The organism is Streptomyces sp. NBC_00631, from assembly GCF_045206895.1.
GTDB lineage: Bacteria > Actinomycetota > Actinomycetes > Streptomycetales > Streptomycetaceae > Streptomyces.
In genome coordinates this window covers 10988461-11010681 of record NZ_CP107734.1, presented here as the reverse complement: position 1 = coordinate 11010681, position 22221 = coordinate 10988461, and the positions used below count along the sequence as shown (strand labels likewise).

Annotated in this window: 13 protein-coding genes and 3 pseudogenes; 12 read left to right on the top strand and 4 right to left on the bottom strand. The window is 68.9% G+C overall.

The window, feature by feature from the left end:
• Positions 1–488: 488 nt before the first annotated feature.
• Positions 489–1748 (bottom strand): ROK family protein, encoded by a 1260-nt coding sequence (locus tag OHB00_RS49725; protein WP_406445466.1) that lies wholly within the window; start codon positions 1746–1748, stop codon positions 489–491.
• 163 nt (positions 1749–1911) lie between these two features.
• On the opposite strand from OHB00_RS49725, the gene OHB00_RS49720 reads away from it, so the two are divergent.
• The 6 genes from OHB00_RS49720 (at position 1912) to OHB00_RS49695 (ending at position 10519) form a co-directional block, all read left to right on the top strand.
• Positions 1912–3228 (top strand): ABC transporter substrate-binding protein, encoded by a 1317-nt coding sequence (locus tag OHB00_RS49720; protein WP_406445464.1) that lies wholly within the window; start codon positions 1912–1914, stop codon positions 3226–3228.
• Between the two features lie 5 nt (positions 3229–3233).
• Entirely contained in the window at positions 3234–4229 is a 996-nt protein-coding gene (locus OHB00_RS49715) for a carbohydrate ABC transporter permease (RefSeq protein WP_406445462.1), read from the top strand.
• A gap of 25 nt (positions 4230–4254) precedes the next feature.
• Positions 4255–5094 (top strand): carbohydrate ABC transporter permease, encoded by an 840-nt coding sequence (locus OHB00_RS49710; protein ID WP_406446342.1) that lies wholly within the window; start codon positions 4255–4257, stop codon positions 5092–5094.
• A 20-nt stretch (positions 5095–5114) separates the two neighbouring features.
• Positions 5115–6473, top strand: a complete 1359-nt coding sequence (locus OHB00_RS49705) for a GH1 family beta-glucosidase (RefSeq protein ID WP_406445460.1) — start codon at positions 5115–5117, stop codon at positions 6471–6473.
• A gap of 208 nt (positions 6474–6681) precedes the next feature.
• On the top strand, positions 6682–9204 hold the full coding sequence (locus OHB00_RS49700) for a beta-glucosidase (protein ID WP_406445459.1): 2523 nt from the start codon (positions 6682–6684) through the stop codon (positions 9202–9204).
• Between the two features lie 100 nt (positions 9205–9304).
• The gene (locus OHB00_RS49695; RefSeq protein WP_406445458.1) at positions 9305–10519 is read left to right on the top strand and encodes a glycoside hydrolase family 1 protein; all 1215 of its coding nucleotides are present in this window, start codon (positions 9305–9307) and stop codon (positions 10517–10519) included.
• Between the two features lie 381 nt (positions 10520–10900).
• On the opposite strand, the gene OHB00_RS49690 is transcribed toward OHB00_RS49695, so the two are convergent.
• Positions 10901–12046, bottom strand: coding sequence for a LacI family DNA-binding transcriptional regulator (locus OHB00_RS49690; RefSeq protein ID WP_406445457.1), 1146 nt, complete (start codon positions 12044–12046; stop codon positions 10901–10903).
• 468 nt (positions 12047–12514) lie between these two features.
• On the opposite strand from OHB00_RS49690, the gene OHB00_RS49685 reads away from it, so the two are divergent.
• From OHB00_RS49685 to OHB00_RS49660, 6 genes and pseudogenes are all read left to right on the top strand, one after another.
• Entirely contained in the window at positions 12515–13789 is a 1275-nt protein-coding gene (locus OHB00_RS49685; RefSeq protein WP_406445455.1) for a sugar ABC transporter substrate-binding protein, read from the top strand.
• A 3-nt stretch (positions 13790–13792) separates the two neighbouring features.
• The gene (locus OHB00_RS49680) at positions 13793–14755 is read left to right on the top strand and encodes a carbohydrate ABC transporter permease (RefSeq protein ID WP_406445453.1); all 963 of its coding nucleotides are present in this window, start codon (positions 13793–13795) and stop codon (positions 14753–14755) included.
• An 11-nt stretch (positions 14756–14766) separates the two neighbouring features.
• The gene (locus OHB00_RS49675) at positions 14767–15657 is read left to right on the top strand and encodes a carbohydrate ABC transporter permease (RefSeq protein WP_406445452.1); all 891 of its coding nucleotides are present in this window, start codon (positions 14767–14769) and stop codon (positions 15655–15657) included.
• Between the two features lie 135 nt (positions 15658–15792).
• Positions 15793–17787 (top strand): annotated as a pseudogene (locus tag OHB00_RS49670) (carbohydrate-binding protein); the annotation flags it as partial.
• Between the two features lie 24 nt (positions 17788–17811).
• Positions 17812–18219: pseudogene (locus OHB00_RS49665) on the top strand (carbohydrate-binding protein); the annotation flags it as partial.
• 460 nt (positions 18220–18679) lie between these two features.
• Positions 18680–20404 (top strand): annotated as a pseudogene (locus OHB00_RS49660) (SpoIIE family protein phosphatase).
• Positions 20405–20733: 329 nt separating this feature from the next.
• Here OHB00_RS49660 and OHB00_RS49655 read toward each other — a convergent pair.
• Together OHB00_RS49655 and OHB00_RS49650 are read right to left on the bottom strand one after the other, a co-directional pair.
• Positions 20734–21525, bottom strand: coding sequence for a hypothetical protein (locus OHB00_RS49655; RefSeq protein WP_406445451.1), 792 nt, complete (start codon positions 21523–21525; stop codon positions 20734–20736).
• Complete coding sequence (locus tag OHB00_RS49650) at positions 21522–22157, bottom strand: ABC transporter ATP-binding protein (protein ID WP_406445450.1); 636 nt, start codon at positions 22155–22157, stop codon at positions 21522–21524. The genes OHB00_RS49655 and OHB00_RS49650 overlap by 4 nt, the downstream gene beginning before the upstream one ends.
• Positions 22158–22221 lie beyond the last annotated feature (64 nt).

Genomic DNA, 22221 nt, shown 5'->3' with positions numbered 1-22221 from the left:
CGCGAGCACGGACCCCACCCCGGCCGCCGTGGCGGCAGCGGCGGCCATGAAGGTGCGGCGGCCGAGCGGGGACCCGTCCTGCGGGGAAAGCGGATGCGCGGGTATGGAGGCAGACGTGGACATGGGGCGGCTCCTTGAGGGTGCTGGGCTCGCCATCCCGGGCGAGCAGAGCTGCGCCGGGGAGGTGCGCAGCTCTGGGCACGCGGCCGGTAACACGCCGCAGGCCCACGTGAACCCCGACACTTAGGGCGTCACGAATTAATTTAAGAAGTAACGGAAGCACCCTTCAGGCGTCAAGGTCTCGGCCATGGCCGAATTGAATCCATAGCTTCCGGATGGGGCCGCTCGCACAACTCGGCGACGCGGCGATAAACCCGAGAGCATCGAGGTCGCGGCGTCGGCACAGACCCGGCTCGCGAGCTGGGCCGATGACCTCCCCGCGAGGACGTGAAGGACTTGTACGGCCGCACGTCGGGCTCCCTGCCCGATCAGCCGGCCGCGCCCTCGCGTTCACGCCTACGCGTGCCGCGCTGTCCGCCCCGGGCGAAGAAGTCGGCGAGAGGCAGGGTCGCGGCGCCGACCGTGACCGCATCCGGGCCGAGCTTGCCGAGGTCGATGGAGACGCGCTCGGCCGGATATCGCAGGGCGTACGCTGCGGCATGCCGGCGTACGGCGGGCAGGAAGCGGGTGCCGAGCAGAACCCCCACCCAGCCGCCGATGAGGATCCGCTCGGGCTGGAAGAGGTTGATCAGGTCGGACAGGCCGGCGCCCACGAACTCGGCGGCTTCCTCGAGGACAGTCAGGGCCACCGGGTCGGCGTCGGTGCCCTCGGCCGGGTGGGCGGCAGCGAGCATAGCCGCCAGTGCGGTCTCCTCGTCGACGCCCTCCGGCGGGCACCCGCCCCCCTCGCGCCAGCGGTCCAGGAGTGCCCCCGCGCCCGCGTACGCCTCCAGGCAGCCCAGCGCGCCGCAGCGGCAGCGCCGCCCCCGGACTTGCACGGTCACGTGCCCCCACTCCAGAGGCCGGCCGTACTCGACCTCCTCGGTGACGAGGCAGGCGCCGATGCCCGAGCCGAAGAGGGCGACGATCGCGTTGCGGCAGCCGCGGCCGGCGCCGAACCACATCTCGGCCTGACCGAGCGTCCGGGCACCGTTGTCGATGAAGTACGGGACGGAGTCGGGGAGTTCACAGGTCGAACGCAGCAGGGATTCGAACGGGACGGCGTCCCAGCCGATCGTCTGGCCGTGGACCACGGCGCCTTGCTCAGGGGTACGGGCCACGATGCCGGGGACACCGATGCCAACGCCCAGGAGCTGCTCGGGGGCGATGCCGGTCTCGGTGAGGATCTCGGCGATGCCGTCGCGGATGTGGCCGACGATGACCTCGACGTCGTAGCCGTGATGCTCCAGAGGCCGCTCGGTGCGGGCGAGCTCGGTAAGAGTGAGGTCGAAGAGCTCGACGCGGACACGGGTCTCGCCGACGTCGACGCCGATCATGTGGCCGCCGGAGGGTGCGACGCGCAGCAGGGTGCGGGGGCGGCCGCCGTCGGACTCGACGGTGCCGGCCTCCTCGACAAGGTCGTCCTCGACCAGTTCCGCGACCACGTTGCTGATGGAGCCGCCGCTCAGACCGGTGGCCGGTGCCAGCTCGAAGCGGCTCATCGGCCCGTCGAAATACAACCGTTGCAATACGGCGGTGCGATTGCCCCGCCGCAGGTCACGCACTGTCCGCCCGCTCCGCCCCGCCATGCTGTGTCCCCTTCGAATCGGCTCAACCTGCAAGATACCGCCGCCCCAGCCCTTGACGCGACTTTCCTTCGCGGCTTAAATCACGCTCTAAATTAACTCATGCGGTGTGGTTCCAGAAGCGAACGCACTCGTGAGTCAGCCCCCTGGAAGGGACGCCAGAGCCATGCGCAGAACCCGAGCCGCGGCCGCAGGTGCGGTCACCATCTCCCTGCTGACCGTCGTGACCGCCTGTGGCGGCGGCTCGTCGACGAGCGGCGGGTCCAACGAATCACCGAAGACCCTGACCTACTGGGCCTCCAACCAGGGTGCCAGCATCGAGGCAGACAAGAAGGTCCTCCAGCCCGAACTGGACAAGTTCGAGAAGCAGACCGGCATCAAGGTCAAGCTGGAGGTCGTGCCCTGGTCCGACCTGCTCAACCGGATCCTCACCGCCACGACCTCCGGCCAGGGCCCCGACGTCCTCAACATCGGCAACACCTGGAGCGCCTCCCTGCAGGCCACCGGCGGTCTCCTCCCGTGGGACGCGAAGAACTTCGCCAAGATCGGCGGCAAGGACCGCTTCGTCGACTCCGCGCTCGGCTCCACGGGTGCCCAGGGCAAGGACCCGGCGGCCGTACCGCTGTACTCGATGTCCTACGCCCTCTACTACAACAAGGAGATCTTCGCCGACGCCGGCATCTCCAAGCCCCCGGCCACCTGGGACGAGTTGATCGCCGACGGCAAGAAGATCCAGGCGAAGGGCAAGTCCGCGCTGGGCGCCGAGGGTTCGAACCTGTCGGAGAACATCCACCACGTCTTCGTCTTCGCCAAGCAGCACGGCGCCGACTTCTTCACCGCCGACGGCAAGCCCGACTTCACCAACGACAACGTGGTGGCCGCGGTCAAGCAGTACGTCGACCTGATGGCCAAGGACAAGGTCATCCCGACCGGCGACGCCGAGTACGCGCAGAACCAGTCCGTGAGCGACTTCGCCAAGGGCAAGCAGGCCATGCTGCTGTGGCAGTCGGCGGCGGCGAACCTCAAGTCGCAGGGCATGAGCGAGGACAAGTACGGCGTCGCCCCCGTCCCGGTGCAGTCCGGCACCCCGGGCACCGGCACCCAGGTCAACTCGATGGTCGCGGGCATCAACCTGGCCGTCTTCAAGAACACCGACAACCTCGACGGCGCCACCAAGTTCGTGAAGTTCATGACCAGCGACGCCGAGCAGAAGATCCTCAACACCGCCTACAGCTCCATCCCGCCGGTGAAGAGCGCCCAGGAGGACTCCGCCTTCAACGCCGGGGCCAACAAGGTCCTGAAGGACACCCTCGCCACCAGCGCCGCCGCGCTGCCCCAGGTCGCCGACGAGTCGCAGTTCGAGACGACCGTCGGTACCGCGGTCAAGGACCTGTTCGCCGATGTCGCGGCCGGACGCGCGGTCACCACCGAATCGGTGAAGGCGGCGCTCGACAAGGCCCAGCAGCAGATGCCGGCGAAGTGAGCACGATGACGACCACTGCCCCCACAGAGGCCGCCGTGCCAAAGACCCCTTCCGGGGCGGCGGAGCAAACGCCCCGCTTCCGCCGCCCCGGAAGGATCCGCCGCATCGGACTGCCGTACCTGCTCCTGCTACCGGCTCTGCTCCTCGAACTCCTCGTCCACCTGGTGCCGATGGTCATCGGCATCGTGATGAGCTTCAAGGAACTCACGCAGTTCTACATCCGCGACTGGGGCACCGCGCCCTGGTCCGGTCTGGACAACTACAAGGTGTCGGTGGACTTCGACGCCCCCGTCGGCCAGGCGCTGCTGCACTCCTTCTTCGTCACCGTCGCCTTCACCCTCCTGTCGGTCGGCCTGTGCTGGCTGATCGGCACGGCGGCGGCGATCTACATGCAGGACACCTTCCGCGGCCGCGGCCTGCTGCGCGCCCTGTTCCTGGTGCCGTACGCCCTGCCGGTCTACGCGGCCGTCATCACCTGGGTGTTCATGTTCCAGCACGACAACGGCCTGGTGAACCACGTCCTGCACGACCAGCTCCACCTCACCGACAAGCCGTCCTTCTGGCTCATCGGCGACAACAGCTTCTACGCCCTGCTCACCGTGTCCGTGTGGAAGGGCTGGCCGTTCGCCTTCCTCACCCTCATGGCCGGACTCCAGAACATCCCCGGCGAGCTGTACGAGGCGGCCGCCCTGGACGGGGCCGGGATGCGGCAGCAGATCCGCCGCATCACGCTGCCGTCCCTGCGGCCGGTCAACCAGGTGCTGGTGCTGGTGCTGTTCCTGTGGACGTTCAACGACTTCAACACGCCGTACGTCCTGTTCGGCAAGGCCGCCCCGGAAGCCGCGGACCTCATCTCGGTCCACATCTACCAGGCGTCCTTCGTCACCTGGAACTTCGGCACCGGATCCGCCATGTCCGTACTCCTGCTGCTGTTCCTGCTCGCGGTCACAGGCGTCTATCTCGTGGTCACCTCCCGAGGAAGGAAGCCGGCCGATGCCTAGCGCTGCCCCGACGCCCCGCTCCCCGATGGCGCCGCCCCGGACCTTCTTCTGGTCCCGGCGGATCTTCCTCACCCTGCTCACCGGCTTCGTCCTGCTGCCGGTCTACGTCATGGTCTCCAGCTCGCTGAAGCCCCTGGCCGACGTCACGGGCGAGTTCCACTGGCTGCCGAGCCGGTTGACCATCCGGCCGTACATCGACATCTGGTCCACGATCCCGCTCGCTCGCTACTTCATGAACTCACTGATCGTGGCGGGCGCTGCGACCGTCTGCTCAGTCGTCATCGCGGTCTTCGCCGCCTACGCGGTCAGCCGCTACGAGTTCCGCGGCAAGCGCGTCTTCACGGTCACCGTGCTCTCCACGCAGATGTTCCCCGGCATCCTCTTCCTCCTCCCGCTGTTCCTCCTCTACGTCAACATCGGCAACGCCACCGGCATCGCCCTCTTCGGCTCCCGCGGCGGCCTGATCCTCACCTACCTGACCTTCTCGCTGCCGTTCTCGATCTGGATGCTGATCGGGTACTTCGACTCGGTGCCGCGCGAGTTGGACGAGGCCGCGCTGGTCGACGGCTGCGGCCCGCTTGGCGCGCTCTTCCGGGTCGTCGTGCCCGCCGCGATCCCCGGCATCATCGCGGTCGCCGTCTATGCCTTCATGACCGCCTGGGGTGAGGTGCTCTTCGCGTCGGTGATGACCAACGACGCCACCCGCACCCTTGCGGTCGGACTCCAGGGGTATTCCACGCTCAACAACGTCTACTGGAACCAGATCATGGCCGCCTCGCTAGTGGTGAGCGTCCCCGTGGTCGCCGGGTTCCTGCTGCTCCAGCGCTATCTCGTCGCCGGGCTGACGGCGGGCGCCGTCAAGTGACCGATCTTGAAAGGACTTTCGTGAGCATCGACCTCGCCGCCCTCCCGCATGACTTCTTGTGGGGCACGGCCACGGCGGCCTACCAGATCGAGGGAGCCGTGTCGGAGGACGGCCGTTCGCCGTCGATCTGGGACACCTTCTCGCACACTCCCGGAAAAATCGCGGGCGGCGACACCGGCGACGTGGCCTGCGACCACTACCACCGCTGGCGCGAGGACATCGGCCTCATGCACCAACTCGGCACGAACGCCTACCGGTTGTCGATCGCCTGGCCGCGCGTGCTGCCCGGCGGCGACGGACCGGTCAACGCCAAGGGCCTCGCCTTCTACGACCAGGTGATCGACGCCCTGCTGGAGGCGGGCATCACCCCGTCCGTCACCCTCTACCACTGGGACCTGCCGCAGGTACTCCAGGACCGCGGCGGCTGGCCCACGCGCGACACCGCCGAGCACTTCGCCGCGTACGCCTCGGTCGTGGCCGAACGACTGGGCGACAGGGTGAACCACTGGACCACCCTCAACGAACCCCTGTGCTCGGCCTGGATCGGCCACCTGGAAGGCACGATGGCCCCCGGCCTGACCGACCTCACGGCCGCGGTCCGCGCCTCCTACCACCTGCTCCTCGGCCACGGCCTCGCCACGCAGGCGATCCGCGCCGCGTCCCCGTCCGCCCAGGTCGGCATCGTCACCAACCTCTCCACGATCCACGCCGCCACCGACCGACCAGAAGACCTCGCCGCCGCCCGCCGCATGGACGGACACACCAACCGCTGGTGGCTCGACCCGCTCCACGGCCGCGGATTCCCGGACGACATGCAGGAGGTCTACGGCGTCGAACTCCCGGAGCGGGAAGGCGACTTGTCGGTGATCGCCGCACCCCTGGACTGGCTGGGCCTCAACTACTACATGCCGAAGACCGTGGCCAACGACCCCACCGGTCCGGCCCCGCGAGTCCGCGAGGTCCCCCGCCTGGGCGTTCCCCGCACTGGCATGGACTGGGAGGTCGACGCCTCCGGCATCGAGACCCTCCTGCTCCGCCTCACGAACGAGTACGGCGCCCGCAAGCTGTACGTCACCGAAAACGGTTCCGCCTATCCGGACGTCGTACGCCCCGACGGCACGGTCGACGACCCAGAACGCCAGGAGTACCTGATCAGCCACCTGGCCGCCTGCGCCTCCGCCGCCCGCAAGGGCGCCCCACTGGCCGGTTACTTCGCCTGGTCCCTGCTCGACAACTTCGAGTGGGCCTACGGCTACGACAAGCGCTTCGGCCTGGTCCACGTCGACTACAAGACGCAGAAGCGGACGATCAAGGGCACCGGCCACCGGTACGCGGACATCATCCGGGCGCACGGGCAAAGGGGACGCAAGGCTGCCTGAGCAGCCGTCGGCCCGACCCACGCTGAGCCCTGCCCCGCCACGCCTGACCAGCGCGGCGGGGCAGGGTTTTTCTGTACGCCAGACGCCTGCCCGGAAGGCCGAGGCTGAGGTCGGAGGAGCTCGGAGGCTCTTTACAGCCCAGTTTCTATGCGCTTAGATTCCGCCGTACCGAAGAAGTTAAGCGCTTAGATCCGATGTAAGGACCTGCATGAGCCGCGCTGCCCTGCCCGATGACGCCGAGTTGGCCTGCCGTATCAAGGGCCTGGACCTTGAGTCGAAGGTCCGGCTGCTGACGGGCGCGAGCCTGTGGAGACTGCCGGCCGAGCCCCGCCTGGGACTGGCGGCGGTGACGGTGTCAGATGGCCCGCAGGGTGTCCGCGGCACCTTGGACGACCCGGACGAGACCGGTCTGCTGGCTCCGGCTCCCAGCGCGTTGGCAGCGGCGTGGGACGCGGACCTGGCCGAACGCCTGGGGGAGCTGTTCGCCGTCGAGGCGCTGCGCAAGGGTGTCGATGTCGTGCTGGCACCGGCAGTGAACTTGCAGCGCACGCCGGTCGCCGGCCGGCACTTCGAGTACTTCTCCGAGGACCCGCTGCTCACCGCGCGCGTGGCCGCCGCGATGGTGCGCGGTCTGCAGGGCCGGGGAGTGGGCGCGTGCCTGAAGCACTTCGTGGCCAACGACTCGGAGACCGACCGCACCCGTTACCGGGCCCGGCTGGACGAGCGGACACTGCGCGAGGTGTACCTGGCGCCGTTCGAGCAGGTCCTGGCCGAAGCCGGCCCGTGGAGTGTGATGGCCGCCTACTCCGGCGTCGACGACGGCACTCGGTCGGCGCCGATGACGGAACACGCGCGGCTGCTGCGGGAAGTGCTGAAGCAGGAATGGGGTTTCGCCGGGCCGGTGGTCAGCGACTGGTCCGCCACCGCGTCGACGGTGGCCTCGGCGCTCGGCGGCCTGGACCTGGTGATGCCCGGCCCGCACGGCCCCTGGGGCGAGGCGCTCGTTGCGGCAGTGCGCAGCGGCGAGGTGCCGGAGCAGCTGGTGGACGACAAAGTGCTGCGCCTGGCGCGCCTGGCCCGACACACCGGACGGCTTGAGGAAGCGGAGACTTTGCGCCCGTCCGCGGTTCCCCCCGTGCCGGGGCCGGAGGAGTTCGGCCTGCTGCGTGAGGTCGCCACGCGCGGCGCCGTGGTGCTGCGCAACGAGCGGGACCTGCTGCCCCTTTCCCCGCAGACACTGACGAGTGTGGCGCTGATCGGCCCGAACGCGGTGGCTCCCTACCTGCAAGGGGGTGGCAGCGCGTTCGTGCCCGCCGTCCGCACCGTCCCCTTCACCGAGGGGCTGCGCGCTGCCCTGCCCGAGCAGGTGCGTCTGAACGTGCACCGCGGCGGCGACTCCCGCAGGCGCGCGCCGTACGTGTCCCTCGACCTGCTGACGGACCCGGACACCGGCGAGAGCGGGCTGCGGGCCGACTTCTTCGATTCCGACGGCAACCTGATCGGCGGCGAGGTCCGCCGCGACGGCGACTGGAGCGCCTACGGTGCTGTCACCCCGGCCACCCGCCGCGTCGTCCTGCGAACGGTCGTCACCCTGAACGAGCCCGGCACGCACCGGCTGCAGGTCGGGTGCGTGGGCCGCTTCCGGGTGACGGCGGACGGTGACGACGTCTGGTCCGGGGACGACGACCGGGGCGTGGAGCTGGTACTCGACTCCAGCCACCACCACCCGCCGCTGAAGGACATCGATGTCCACGTCGGTGACGAACCGCGCCGCGTCGCCCTCGTGGTGGACCTGACCGTCGTCGAGACCGGCGGGCACAACCGCTTCGTCACCGCGCAGCTGCGGCACGCTCCCCCCGGGCCCACGCCGTACGAGGAGATCGCCGAGGCCGTGGCGGCGGCGGCCATCGCCGATGTGGCCGTGGTGGTGGTCGGCACCAACGAGGAGGTCGAGTCCGAAGGCTGGGACCGCACCGGGATCGACCTGCCCGGCCACCAGAACGACCTCGTCCGCCAGGTCCTGGCCGCCAACCCGCGCACGATCGTGGTCGTCAACGCCGGAGCGCCCGTGCTCCTGCCCTGGGCCGACGAGGCCCCCGCTCTGCTGTGGGCGTGGCTGCCGGGCCAGGAGGCCGGGCACGCGCTCGCCGATGTGCTGCTGGGCCGCGCCGAGCCGTCGGGCCGCCTGCCGTGGACGCTGCCGGCCAGGGCGGAGGACGTCCCTGTTCCTGACGCCCGCCCGCGCGACGGCATCGTCGACTACGCCGAAGGCGTCCACGTCGGCCACCGTTCCTGGGACCGTGCCGGACTCGAACCGGCCTTCCCCTTCGGCCACGGCCTCGGCTGGACCCACTGGTCGTACGAGTCCGTGGCCCTCCCCGAGCCGTCCGTCTCCGCCACTCTGCCCAGCCCCGCGGGCGGAGACGGACTCAAGCTGATCGTGGAGCTGACCAACACCGGACCGCGTGCGGGCCGTGAGGTCGTCCAGGTCTACCTGGAGCCGCCTCAGGACGGCCCCGACCGGCCGGTGCGCCTGCTCGCCGGCTTCGCCACCGTCCACGCGGAGGCGGGCACCCGCGTCACTGCCGAGGTCCACGTACCCGCCCGCATCTTCCAGATCTGGGACACCGCGACACAGGACTGGCACACCCCGCCCGGCCGCTACCGGCTCCTCGTCGGACGCTCCAGCCGCGACCTGCGCCTGGCCGTCGATACGACCACCGGCCCCTGAGCCCGGCCTCGTTGCTCCGCCCCGTGTCATCCCCCGCTTCCACGCGGACCCGCTATGAGCGTCGCTCTCGCAGTCGACGCGATGTTGGAAAGGCCCCTCCGTGTCCCCCACTTCTGACGGTCTCCCCTTCCCCGACGGCTTCCTGTGGGGAGCCTCCACCGCCGCCCACCAGATCGAGGGCAACAACGTCAACAGCGACTGGTGGCAGCTGGAACAGCGCGGCGGGTCCGCCACCCAGTCCATCGCCGAGCGCAGCGGCGACGCCGCCGACAGCTATCACCGGTGGCGCGAGGACATGGACCTGCTCGCCCAGCTCGGCTTCACCGACTACCGGTTCAGCATCGAGTGGGCCCGTATCGAGCCCGCCGAGGGACACTTCTCCCGCGCGGCACTCGCGCACTACCGGCGGATGGTCGAGGGTGCGCTGGAGCGCGGCCTGCGCCCGATGGTCACCCTGCACCACTTCACCGTGCCCCGCTGGTTCGCCGAGCGCGGCGGATGGACCGCGGACGGCGCCACCGCTCTCTTCGAGCGATACGTCACCGCCACCGCCCCCGTCATCGGCACCGGCGTCCGGCACGTGTGCACCATCAACGAGCCCAACATCGCCGCGATCTTCGGCGCCGTCCAGGAGCTGGGCACCGAGGAGCCCCTCCTCGCGGGCCTCCCACTCCCCGACAAAGCCGTCGGCGACGCCCTGATCGACGCCCACCACCTGGCCACGGCCGCAGTCAAGGCGATCTCCGCCGACATCCAGGTCGGCTGGACCGTCGCCAACCAGGTCTACCAGTCCCTGCCCGGCGCCGAGGAGGTGACCGCGGCCTACCGCCACCCCCGCGAGGACGTGTTCCTGGAGGCCGCCCGCGGCGACGACTGGATCGGCGTCCAGTCCTACACCCGAACCAGGATCGGCCCCGACGGCCCGCTCCCCACCGCCGAAGACGCCGAACGCACCCTCAACGGCTGGGAGTACTACCCCCGGGCCCTCGGCCACGCCCTACGGCACACCGCCGAGGTCGTCGGCGACATCCCGCTGATCGTCACCGAGAACGGCATCGCCACCGACGACGACAGCCGCCGCATCCACTACACCACCGGCGCGCTCCAGGAAGTCGCCGCCGCCCTGGAGGACGGCCTCGACGTGCGCGGCTACCTGCACTGGAGCGCCCTCGACAACTACGAGTGGGGCTCCTACAAGCCCACCTTCGGCCTCATCGCCGTCGACCCCCACACCTTCGAGCGCACCCCCAAACCGTCCGCCGCCTGGCTCGGCGGCCTCGGCCGCACCCGGACGCTGCCGCGGGCCGGCTCATAAGTCAGGCTCATACGTCAGAGGGAGACGGGCACGGACGGCGCGGGCCGCCGACATCGGCTGCCCGGCCGTGACCGGCCCAGCGACCTCTCGCAATGTGATGTCGGCGTGCTGGGAGGCTGCCACCAGGATCTTCCACGGCTCCGGTCGGCAGGCGAAGCCCGCCAGCAGTACATGGGGCTGAAAGATCACCTGGCTGCCGCCGTGCACGCACGGCGAGCCGGGCAGGAACGCGGGTCGCCCGGGTAACCGGCCGGGCGCCTGCCGGGAAGGACCGCCCACCTGGGGAGGTCGAGGCGGTCCTTCCCCGATCCCCAACGAGCCCTGGGCTCCCCCACGTTCGGGTTTCTGCCCGGCAAACTCGATCGGCTCGCAGCTGCGATCTCATCCCCGTCTCCCGCCGCCCTCGACCCGTGCAAGCTCAGACGCGACGCGTGAGCACCCGCAGCTCTCCCGCACCACCACCTGCACCGGAAGCCGCCGCGCGATCGGCGCCCCGGCCGGGTCGGCGATCCGCTCCAGCAGGATGTCGACCACAGCACGTCCCATCGCCTGCATCGGCTGGCGCACGGTCGTCAGCGCGGGCCGGACGATCCTCCCCGCCACGACCCCGTCGAACCCGGTCACGGCCACCTGCTCCGGGACCCGTACCCCCCGCTCCCCCAGCGCCTTCATCAGGTCGAGGGCGATCTCGTCGCTGACGCACACGAACGCCTCGGGCAGCGCGTCCCTGGCCAGGACGTCGGCGACAACGGTCTCCACCTGATGGTCGCCGACCAGTTCCGCGGGCTTGCTCGGCACGCGCAGTCCCGCCGCCCGCAGCGCGGACTTGAAGCCGGCGAACCGCTCCTGGGCGTCGAAGGTGTTCATGTAGCCGACGAACAGCAGATCCCGCATGCGGTGCTCGACGAGCAGGTGCTCCGTCATCGCGCGCATGCCGCCCCGGTTGTCGACCGAGACGGTGCTCAGGCCGTCGTCCTGCGGTCGCTGGGAGACGGCGACCACCGGTTTGGCGCGCGCGATGCGCTCCAGCACGTCGGCCGGGAGGGAGTGGTCGGGGAAGAGCGCGAGCCCGTCGACCCGTCCGACGATGTCGGTGACCCGGGTCGCGCCGTCGGCCTGACTGCCCCCGCCGATCAGTAGGGCGTACCCGCGCTGCCAGCACTCGAGTTCGACACCGCGCTGCACCTCATGGACGTAGAGCGGGAAACGGCGATAGTCGTCGCGGTCCTCCCGCACCACCGGCACCGTGGCGCGCGAACGCGTGCCGGCCCCCACCGTGGTGCCGAGCGCTTCGTCCGGTTCCGGGAGGAAGACGTCGTACGCGTACAGGCCCAGCGCCCCGGTGTGGCCATGGGCCAGTCCGCGCGCGCTCGCGCTGGGCACGTAGTTCAGCTCGGCGGCAGCCGCCTCGACGAGTTTCCGGGTTTCTTCCTTGACCTTGTGGGGGCGGCGGAAGGTCATCGACACGGTCGCGATGGACACCCCTGCGCGTTCCGCCACGTCGTAGACCGTCGGAGCTTTGGCCACGTTCCCCCTGCCTTTCCTCGGCCTTCTGCTGCCGCCATGTTATGCGCTTAGACCGGGCACGGGGCCATGGTCTCCCCGGTGCCGGGAACGAGATCTTGGCGGGATCCGGCCGGTGACGGTGACAGGCCGATCGCGACGTGCGGATCCCGGTACGACGGCACCCGGGAGGACCGCCGACCCATGCCGAGGGCCTGGCCCCGGAGCGCCACGTGAGACTCCCGCCTCCTCTTGCCGCTGAGCTTTCCGCAGGTAGAGGTGTTGCCGCACAGGCCGCCCGGGCCCTTCGACCACACGCCGCCGGGGCGAGTGCCTGCCCGTCCAGGGCTGGATCGTAGCCGTAACGTGATCGGCATCGACTCTTTACAGCCCACCTCCTATGCGCTTAGATTCCGACCACACCGAGGATCTAAGCGCTTAGATCGATCCTCCGTCATCCGCGGTATGGCGCTTCCCAGGAAAGAGGCAGCAATGGTGCTCAGGAAGGCTTCTACGGCCGCCGTGTGCGTGGCCGCCGTGTTGGTGGTGGCGGGCTGCGGGCGCAGTGACACCGGGTCGTCGTCGGCGCCCGCCGGTGCGGTGCCGTCCGGCAAGGTCACCGGCACGATCACCATGTGGGCGCAGGGCACCGAGGGGGACAAGCTGCCGGAGCTCCTCAAAGGCTTCGAGAAGGAGAACCCGGGGGTGAAGGTGAACGTGACCTCGATCCCCTGGGCCAACGCGCACGGCAAGTACCAGACCGCGATCGCGGGCGGTACGACGCCCGACGTGGCCCAGATGGGCACGACCTGGATGGCGGACTTCGCCAACGCCTTCCAGCAGGTGCCGAAGGGGATCGACACCACCGGGCTCTTCCCCGGGTCGATGGACTCGGCGAAGGTGAAGGACGCCACGCTCGGTGTGCCGTGGTACGTCGACACCCGGGTCATCTACTACCGCACCGACCTCGCCAATAAGGCCGGCTACAGCAGCCCGCCCAAGACCTGGGCCGACTTCCAGGCGATGCTCAAGGCGATGCAGACCAAGGCGGGCACCAAGTGGGGCATCAGCCTGCCCACCGGCGGCATCGGCAGCCTCGCCTTCCAGGGCGCGCTGCCGTTCGTGTGGTCGGGCGGAGCGGAGCTGATGAACAGCGACGGCACCAAGTGGACCCTGGACACCCCGCAGATGACCTCCGCGATGAAGTACTACCAGAGCTTCTTCACCAAGGGCATCGCCGACCCCAACGCCAGCTTCACCGACGGAGCGACGGAGTCGGGCTTCGTCAAGGGCACCACCGCAGCACTCATCAACGGCCCGTGGGAAATCAGCGCGCTCGACCAGGCCGGAGGCAAGGGCTTCGAGAAGAAGTACAGCGTGATGCCGTTCCCGAAGGGGCAGAGCGCCACCTCACTGGTCGGCGGCTGCAACCTGGCCGTCTTCCGCAACTCCAAGCACAGCGCCGCGGCCTGGAAGCTGGTGCAGTACCTGTCCAAGCCGAGCGTTCAGGCCAGCTGGTACAAGCTGACCGGTGACCTGCCGGCGGTGCAGTCCGCCTGGAGCGACCCGAGCCTGACCGCCGACCCGAAGCTGGCCGTCTTCAAGGAGCAGCTGAAGAGCGTCAAGGCGGCACCGAACAACACCGCCTGGAACCAGGTCAGTGACACCGCCGACCGGCAGATCGAACGTATCGTCAAGGGCACCGACCCGGCGAAGGCGCTGAGCGAGCTGCAGAAGAGCGCGGACTCCGTCGGAGCCGGGAACTGATCGATGGCGACCACTACCGCAAAGGCCCCGGCCGGCGACCGCCGCGCCGGCCGGGGCGCGGGGAGCCGTAAGACCCGCGGTGGCCCGTCGACCGCACGGCGACGGGAGGGACTGGCGGCATGGCTGTTCGCGCTGCCGTTCATGCTGGTCTTCGCCGTCTTCATGCTCGTCCCGCTCGTGTCCTCATTCCTGATGTCGTTCACCGACTTCAGGAGCACCGACGCGCAGACGCCGTTCGCGGTCGACTTCGTCGGCCTGCAGCAGTACACGAACCTGTTCGGCGATGAGCAGTTCCGCAAGTCCATGGTCAACACCGCGATCGTCGTCGTGGTGGGCATCCCGCTGACCATGGCCGTCGCCCTGGCGCTGGCCGTGGCCCTCAACAACGGGATCACCCGGCTGCGCACGGTGTTCCGGGTCGGCTTCTACACCCCCGTGGTGACCAGCATCGTCGCCGTCGCCGTCGTCTGGCGTTTCATCCTCCAGCCCGACGGGCTGCTCAACACCATGCTCGGCTGGATCGGCATCAACGGCCCCGACTGGCTGCACAGCACCACCTGGGCCCTGCCGTCGCTGATCGTGATGACCGCCTGGCGCAACATGGGCACGCTCATGATCATCTTCCTGGCCGGGCTCCAGAACGTCCCGGTCGAACTGCACGAGGCCGCGACGGTGGACGGAGCGAGCGCCTGGCAGCGCTTCCGACAGATCACCCTGCCGCTGCTGCGCCCGACCCTGCTGCTCGGCGCGGTCATGCTGTCGGTGGGCTACCTCCAGTTCTTCGAGGAAGCGTTCGTCATGACACAGGGCGGCCCACTGGATTCGACGTTGTCGGTGAGCTACTTCACCTTCAACCAGTTCGGCTTCGGCAAGTACGGCTATGCCTCCGCCGCCAGCTATGTGCTGTTCACCGTGATCGCCGCGCTGAGCCTGCTGCAGTTCCGCCTGCTGCGGCCGAAGGACTGAGGGCACCGAACATGACCCACTCGACAGCCACCCCGGACCCGGCCGCCGGCAAGCTCCGAGGCCGTAGCGCCTTGCCCACGGCGGCCCCGCGACGCGCCCGTGTCCTGACCTATGCGGTGCTGACCGTCGCCCTCGCCGCGACGCTCCTGCCGTTCGTCTGGATGCTCCTGGGGTCCTTCAAGACCCAGGGAGAGCTGCTGCGCGACCCCAGCGGCTGGCTCCCGCAGTCGCCGACGCTGCACAACTACACGACCTGGCTCGGCGACCTGCACATCGGCCACTACTTCCTCAACAGCCTGATCGTCGCCGTCTTCACCGTGCTGGGCAACCTGCTGTTCTGCTCCATGATCGGCTACGCGCTGGCCAAGATGGACTTCCCCGGCAAGCGCCTGCTGTTCGGCCTGGTCATGGTCACTCTCATGGTGCCCGGCGTGGTGACCTTCGTGCCGCTGTTCGTCCTCGTGGCCAAGCTGCACATGGTCAACACCTACCCGGCGATGATCCTGCCGTTCCTCGCATCGCCACTCGGGGTGTTCCTCATGCGGCAGTTCATGCTCGGCATCCCCGACTCGCTGCTGGAAGCGGCGAGGATCGACGGCGCCGGGCAGATCCGGACCTTCACCCGGATCGTCATGCCGCTGTGCGGGCCGCCGCTGGCCACCCTGGCGATCCTGACCTTCCTCGGCTCGTGGAACAACTTCCTGTGGCCGCTGGTCGCCGCCCAGACCGAGGACAAGTACACCCTCCCCGTCGCCCTCGCGCTGTACTCGCAGGGCCAGTACGGCACCCAGTACGGCCTGATGCTGGCCGGTTCGGTCCTGGTCATCGCCCCCATCGTCGCCCTGTTCATGGCCCTGCAGCGCTTCTTCGTCCAGGGCATCGCCACCGTCGGCCTCAAGTAGCCGCCAGACGCGGGACGCAGGCGCGAAAGCCGACCCGCGCATCCCAGGCACGCCCAAAAGCAGCCGCCCCCCACGCCTTCAACGGACGCTCGCCCGCCGGAAGGGCGAGCCCACCACACCCTCCGGAGCCGCTCCATGTCCACGCCCGCTTCCACACCCGCGCACCCGTCGACCCCGCAGGACGAGGACGGGTTCAGCCGCCGCGACCTGCTGACCGCCACCGCCGTCGTGGCAGCCGCGGGATCCGCGCTCGCGCTGCCGGGCCGGGCCAGTGCCGCTCCGGCGAACCGCCCCCTCGCCACCCCGAACCGCCGCCCGGCCACCGGCAAGGCCCAGGTGACGTGGAGCTCGGAGTCCACGGCGAGCGGCTACGCACCCAAGAGCCCCACCTGGTTCGCCGACCCGGAGGTCGGCCTGGCCGGTGTCTCCTACAAGCTCAGCCGGCGCAACGACATCGCCCTGACCTCCGCGGGCAGAGACTTCGGCACGGTCATCACCGTCGACCCGGCCAGGACGTACCAGAAGATGCTCGGCATCGGCTCCTCGATGGAGGACTCGACCGTCCACAACCTGTCCCTGATGCGCTCGGGCGTGCGCACCAAGGTCCTCCGGGCGCTCTTCGACCCCTCCAAGGGCGCAGGCTTCAACCTCACCCGGATCTGCTTCGGCGCGTCCGACTTCAGTCACGGAGACTTCTACACATACGACGACGGCCCGGCCGATCCGGCGTTGTCCCGTTTCTCCATCCAGAAGGACATCGACAACCACATCATCTCGACCCTCAAGGAAGCCCTCCGCATCAACCCGGACCTCGTCCTGTGCGGCACGGCGTGGAGCGCCCCGGCCTGGATGAAGGACAACAACAGCCTGATCGACGGCCATCTGCTGGACAAGTACATCCCCACGCTCGCCGTCTATTACCGCAAGATCGTCCAGGCGTACGCCAAGCAGGGCATCCCCCTCCACGCCGTCACCCCCCAGAACGAGCCGATGTGGCCGGCGGGCATCTACCCGAGCATGCTGGTCTCCCCGCAGCAGGAGCAGAAGCTCATCGACGCCATGCGCAAGGAGTTCGACGCGCACGGCATCAAGACCGAGATCTGGGGCTACGACTACAACTTCGGCGACGCCGACAACTACCTCCCCGGTCTGTACGGCAACGCCAAGTCCGGCTACACCGACGCCTACCGCAACAGCACAGCCATCGCCTTCCACGACTACTCCGGCGACCCGAGCCGGATGTCCCTGGCCAAGGCCGACTATCCCGACCTCGACATGATCATGACCGAGCGGATGTGGTGGGGCACCTCGGGCGCCGACCGGATCGCGCGGTACATGCGCAGCTCGTCGACCGGCTACCTCGCCTGGGTCACGATGCTCGACCAGAACCGCGACGCCCAGCATCTGGGGTCCCCCGACCCGACACCGTTGCTCCAGAACCCCGACGACCGCGACACCTGGTGGGCCCTGCCCGAGTACTACCTCTTCGCCCAGTTCTCGAAGTTCGTCCAGCGCGGCGCCCAGCGGATCTGGAGCGACTACGGCAGCACCGACACCATCACGACGGTGGCCTTTCTCAACCCGGACGACACGATCACGACCGTCGTGATCAACGGCAGCTCCTCGGCCCAGGAATTCACCCTGCGCAGCGGCAAGCAGCAGGTCATCGACAACCTCCCGCCGAAGACCGTCGGCACCTACGTCTGGCGATCCTCGGCATCGTCCGCCACCACCGTCGACGCGTACGGCACCATCCAGGCCGAGACGTACAGCAGTGCTGCCGGCGTCGGCATCGAGGCCACCGGCGACACCACCGGCGGTGAGGACATCGCCTACCTCGGCAACGGCGACTGGGCCGCCTACGACAAGGTCGCCTTCGGCACCAAGACCGCCACCCAGTTCAAGGCCCGCGTAGCCTCCGGTGCCGCCGACGGCGTCAAGGGCAGGATCGAGGTTCGCATCGACTCCCGCACCAGCAAGCCGGTCGGCAGCATCGAAGTGTCCAACACCGGCGGCTGGCAGACCTGGACCAGCAAGCTCACCGACATCTCCGGCGTCACCGGCACCCACACCGTCTACCTGACCTTCACCAGCGACGGCAAGGACGACTTCGCCAACCTCAACTGGTTCACCTTCACCCAGGACAACGGTACGGATGCGTACGGCACGATCCAGGCCGAGAACTATCTCAACGCCTCCGGCCTCGTCATCGAGAACACCGGCGACACCGGCGGCGGCCAGGACGTCGACTACATCTCCCCCGGCGACTGGGCCGAATACCCCGACGTGGTGTTCGGCGACAAGGCCGCGACCCAGTTCAAGGCCCGGGTCGCCTCCGGCGCCGGCAGCGGCGTCAAAGGCAAGATCGAAGTCCGGATCGACTCCCGCACCAGCGACCCTGTGGGCAGCATCGAGGTGACCAACACCGGCGGCTGGCAGACCTGGACCACCAAGTCCGCCGACATCTCCGACGTCACTGGCACCCACACCGTCTACCTGACCTTCACCAGCGACGGCAAGGACGACTTCACCAACATCAACTGGTTCAGCTTCGACCACTGATCCTTCGAAACGGAAGACCCCGCAGAAGGAAGCGAAAACGGTGCCGGACCATGTCGGTCCGGCACCGCCCCTACTCCGTCCGGCCTAGATCCGAGGCCGCTCGATCAACGACCAAGTGCGACGTTTCAGACGCCCTTGTCCGCAGGCTCCAAAATCGCCACGCACTCCACGTGCGACGTCATCGAAGGTCGGCCCGGAAGAGTCACGAAGAACACCAGTTCAGGGACCGTTTTTTGGACTCATTGCTCCGCGTGCGTGCGCCGAGAGCGTCAGACGAGCGTCAAGACCAACGGTCCACCCTCCTGATCACTCGTGACCGGCTCTCAGGACCTCGAGGACAGCCTCCTCCTGCACCACCAGGAGGTGATCCGAACAGTCGCAGCAGAGAAAACGAGCCGTCGACGCATGCCGGTATGCGATCGGGGTACACGAACCGATTCGGCTTGAGCGGAGGAGAGACATGGACGACGTCGCCCCCGGCAGGGAAAGTGGTCCCCTGTCCGTGGATCAGGCGCGGTCCGGCGCCCTGCTCGACGGAACGCTGGAGAACCTGCGGGCGTCCGCCATCGCGGTCGATGACGATGGCCTCATCATCGCGGTCAACAGCGCGCCCAAAGCCTGCTGGGCAGGGAAGCTCCAGAACTCGTCGGTGAGGACTTCCACGACGTGCTGCACCGGGACAGATACGGGAACTCGGTGCCGCGCACGCGCTGCCGGATGAGGAAGGCGCTCCTCACGGGGGACACCAGGCATGGTGACGCCGAGTGGTTCGCCCGCGGGGACGGGACACTCGTCCAGCTGTCCTGGCTGGTCACGCCCTACTCACCCGGTCCGGGCGGGACAGGTGCACTGGCGATGCTGTACGCGCCGGAGCAGCCGGACGTTCGCCACAGCGACGGCGGGCACTCCGCGCCGCTGACGGAACTGGACCGCCTGGCCCTGCTGGCGGAGACGACCACGCGGCTCACATCCACCCTGGACGCGGACGAGGCGCTGCACCGACTGGCGGCCCTTACCGTGCCCCGGCTAGCGGACTGGGCCGTGTTCGACCTGCTCACCGAACGTGATGAAGTGCGACGCGTTCTCGTGATGGAGCACAAGGACGGCATTCTCGTCGAACGGGACGACTTGCAAGGCCCGATGCCTCCCGTGCCGGCAGAGTCACCGATGCCCCTGTCACGGGCCCTACGCGGCGCGGCCTCCTCACTCGCCGGCCCCGCCACCTACCAAGGTCCGCCGGACTCCGGGCATAGCGGTCGAGCAGCAGCGCCTGTTCACCGCGACAGGAATGCACTCCGCCGCCATCGCACCCATTCGCGGACTGCGCGACGTGCTCGGCGTCATGACCCTGGGCCGCGCCCAGCGTCATGACGCCTTCACCCCTGCTGACCTGCCGCTGCTGGAGGACCTCACCCGCCGGGCGGGCCTGGCGCTGGACAACGCTCGCCTGTACCAGCGCCAGCGCAAAGTCGCCGAGACCATGCAACGCCACCTGCTGCCCCAGCTTCCCGTCCTGCCCGGGCTGGAGATGACTGCGCGCTACGTACCCGCTCCGGACGCCTCATCCGTGGGCGGTGACTGGTACGACGCCTTCGCTCTGGCCGCCCACGCCCCAGCACTGGCCATCGGTGACGTCGTCGGGCACGATCTCGACGCCGCAGCCGGCATGGCGCAGGTCCGCAACATGCTGCGCGCCTTCGCCTGGTCCCACCCCGAGGCCACACCCAGCGCCGTCGTCACTCGGCTCGACGAGGCAGTGATGCACATAGCCGAGGTGCCCATGGCCACCATGCTCCTCGCCAGGCTCACACTCGGCGACGACACACTGTGGCACCTACGCTGGACGAACGCCGGCCACCCGCCGCCCCTGCTCATCACCCACGACGGTCAGACCCGCTACCTCGAAGAGGCTCACCGCATACTCCTCGGCACCGGAGTCACCAGACCTCGCCCCGACGCCGTCACCGTCCTGCCACCCCAGGCCACGCTCCTGCTCTACACCGACGGACTGGTCGAATCTCCGCACCACTCCATCGATCATGGACTGGACCGGCTGCGCCGACACGCGGCCTCCCTCGCCCACCGCCCCCTCGACGCATTCTGCGACTTGCTGCTGGACCAGGTCCGCCCCAGCGACAACGATGACGACGTCGCCATGATCGCGCTGTGTACCCCCCTTCCGTAAGACCCGTCTGATCCGTGCGGGAGGCAGATCGAGTGGGGTTGAAGGGGGGCCGTCGAAGCTCCTAGGCCGGTGGGCTTTGGCTTCGAACGCCTCTCTCCCGCCGCGCGAAAGCTTCTCGCGGTGCGGGCCCTACAGTGCCCCGCCGGTGAGCGGGGCCAGAACGCAGTGTCCGCATGCCGGTTCGCCGAGGAGGACGGGCGCCGGGTCCTTGCGCTGCTCGCGGGTATCGGGCGCCCTGGTGTCCAGGTCTGCTCCGGCGTATGGCCATCACCTTCGACGGCGACTCGGCGCAGCAGGACACTGATCGAGGAAGACCGTCCTCACCGTGATCACCCTGCCTGGACCCTCGTCCTGCGGGACCACGGGGCGCGGGAAGGGCGGTGAGTGTGGAGGACGAGCAGCGCCAGGGCGCCGGTCGCTGCGGACCAGGCGAGGGAGAGCAAGCCAGGGGACCAGGCGCTCTGGGGAGTGAGGGTTGAGCTCAGCGCCAGCTGGTTCACGCCGTACAGAGGGAGGGCGGATACGCCCGCCACATCCATGAGTGTGTTGAAGACGGGATTTTGCAGGCCGGTGTCGACCAGGCTGAGCATGATGATGAGGAAGAAGCCCTCCAACTCGCCGCGGACCAGAGAACCGAGCAGAAGGCCGATCCCGCCGTAGACGAGGCCGGCGCCCGCGAAGGCCAGCGCCAGGGGTGCTGTGTGGCGTACGGGCAGAGAGACCCACAGCACGATCGTGGTGTAGAAGGCCAACACGGCGGCGGTGAGGGCGACGGCGGCAAGCTTCGCCAGCAGCATCGGCAGCCGGGGGTAGCCAGCCAGCAGCAGACGGCGGTCCATCTGCCGCGATTGGAAGGTCTCGGTGAAGGTGATGAAGCCGGCGACCATGGTGACGGCGCCCAGCGCGCTGGCCACCTGCCCCACCTGGCTGGCCGGAGCGGAGAGGGGGGCGCCGATGGCGTCCAGCCGGATGCGCACCACTTGGTCGGAGGTGCACAGGCGTGCCACAGCGATCCAGATGGGGATGAACGCGACCGCCAGAACCAGGGCCAGCCGGTTGCGCAGGTGGCCCAGCAGAGTACAGCGCAGCAGTTCGGTGAATGCCGTCCAGGAGAGCCTCAACGGTCGGTCTCCTCGAAGTGCAGACGGCCTTGGCGCAGGTGAGCGATCGCGTCGAAGTGGTGCAGGTCGTGAAGCAGGTGAGAGACCACGATGATCGACCGGCCCTGATCACGCAGGTCGGCGGCCAGGGTCCAGAACCGCTGGTGGGTGTCCCAGTCGAAGCCCTGGTAGGGCTCGTCCAGGACCAGCAACTGCGGATCGTGCATAAGGGCGATCAGCAGGTTCAGCTTCTGGCGCGTGCCGCCACTGAGTTCGCCGACCTGCTGTCGTCGGCAGCCGGTCAACGCCAGCAGTTCCATCAGCTCGTCGGCGCGCTCCAGTGTCGGCAGCCGATAGGCCATCTGGAACAACCGCAGATGCTGTCCGACGGTGAACGCGTCGTTCAGTACCGCCCGTTGCGGGCAGTACCCCACCGCCCCGGTCCGTGTCGCGGTTCCGCGGTCGGGTGCGAGGTGCCCCACGGCGATCTGCATCAGAGTGCTCTTTCCCGCCCCGTTCTCGCCGACGACTCCCACCAGGGTTCCGGCATACACGTCAAGATCCACATCGCGCAGGACCTGCCTGCCGCCGAACGCCTTGCAGACTCCGCTGATCCGCAGCCGTGGCCGATGGCGCGTGGTTACTGCCTGCACATGAGCCCCTCGAAAGATCGGGCAGATGTAACGAGCCGCCCCGGACGTTCCGGCCCTGGGCGAA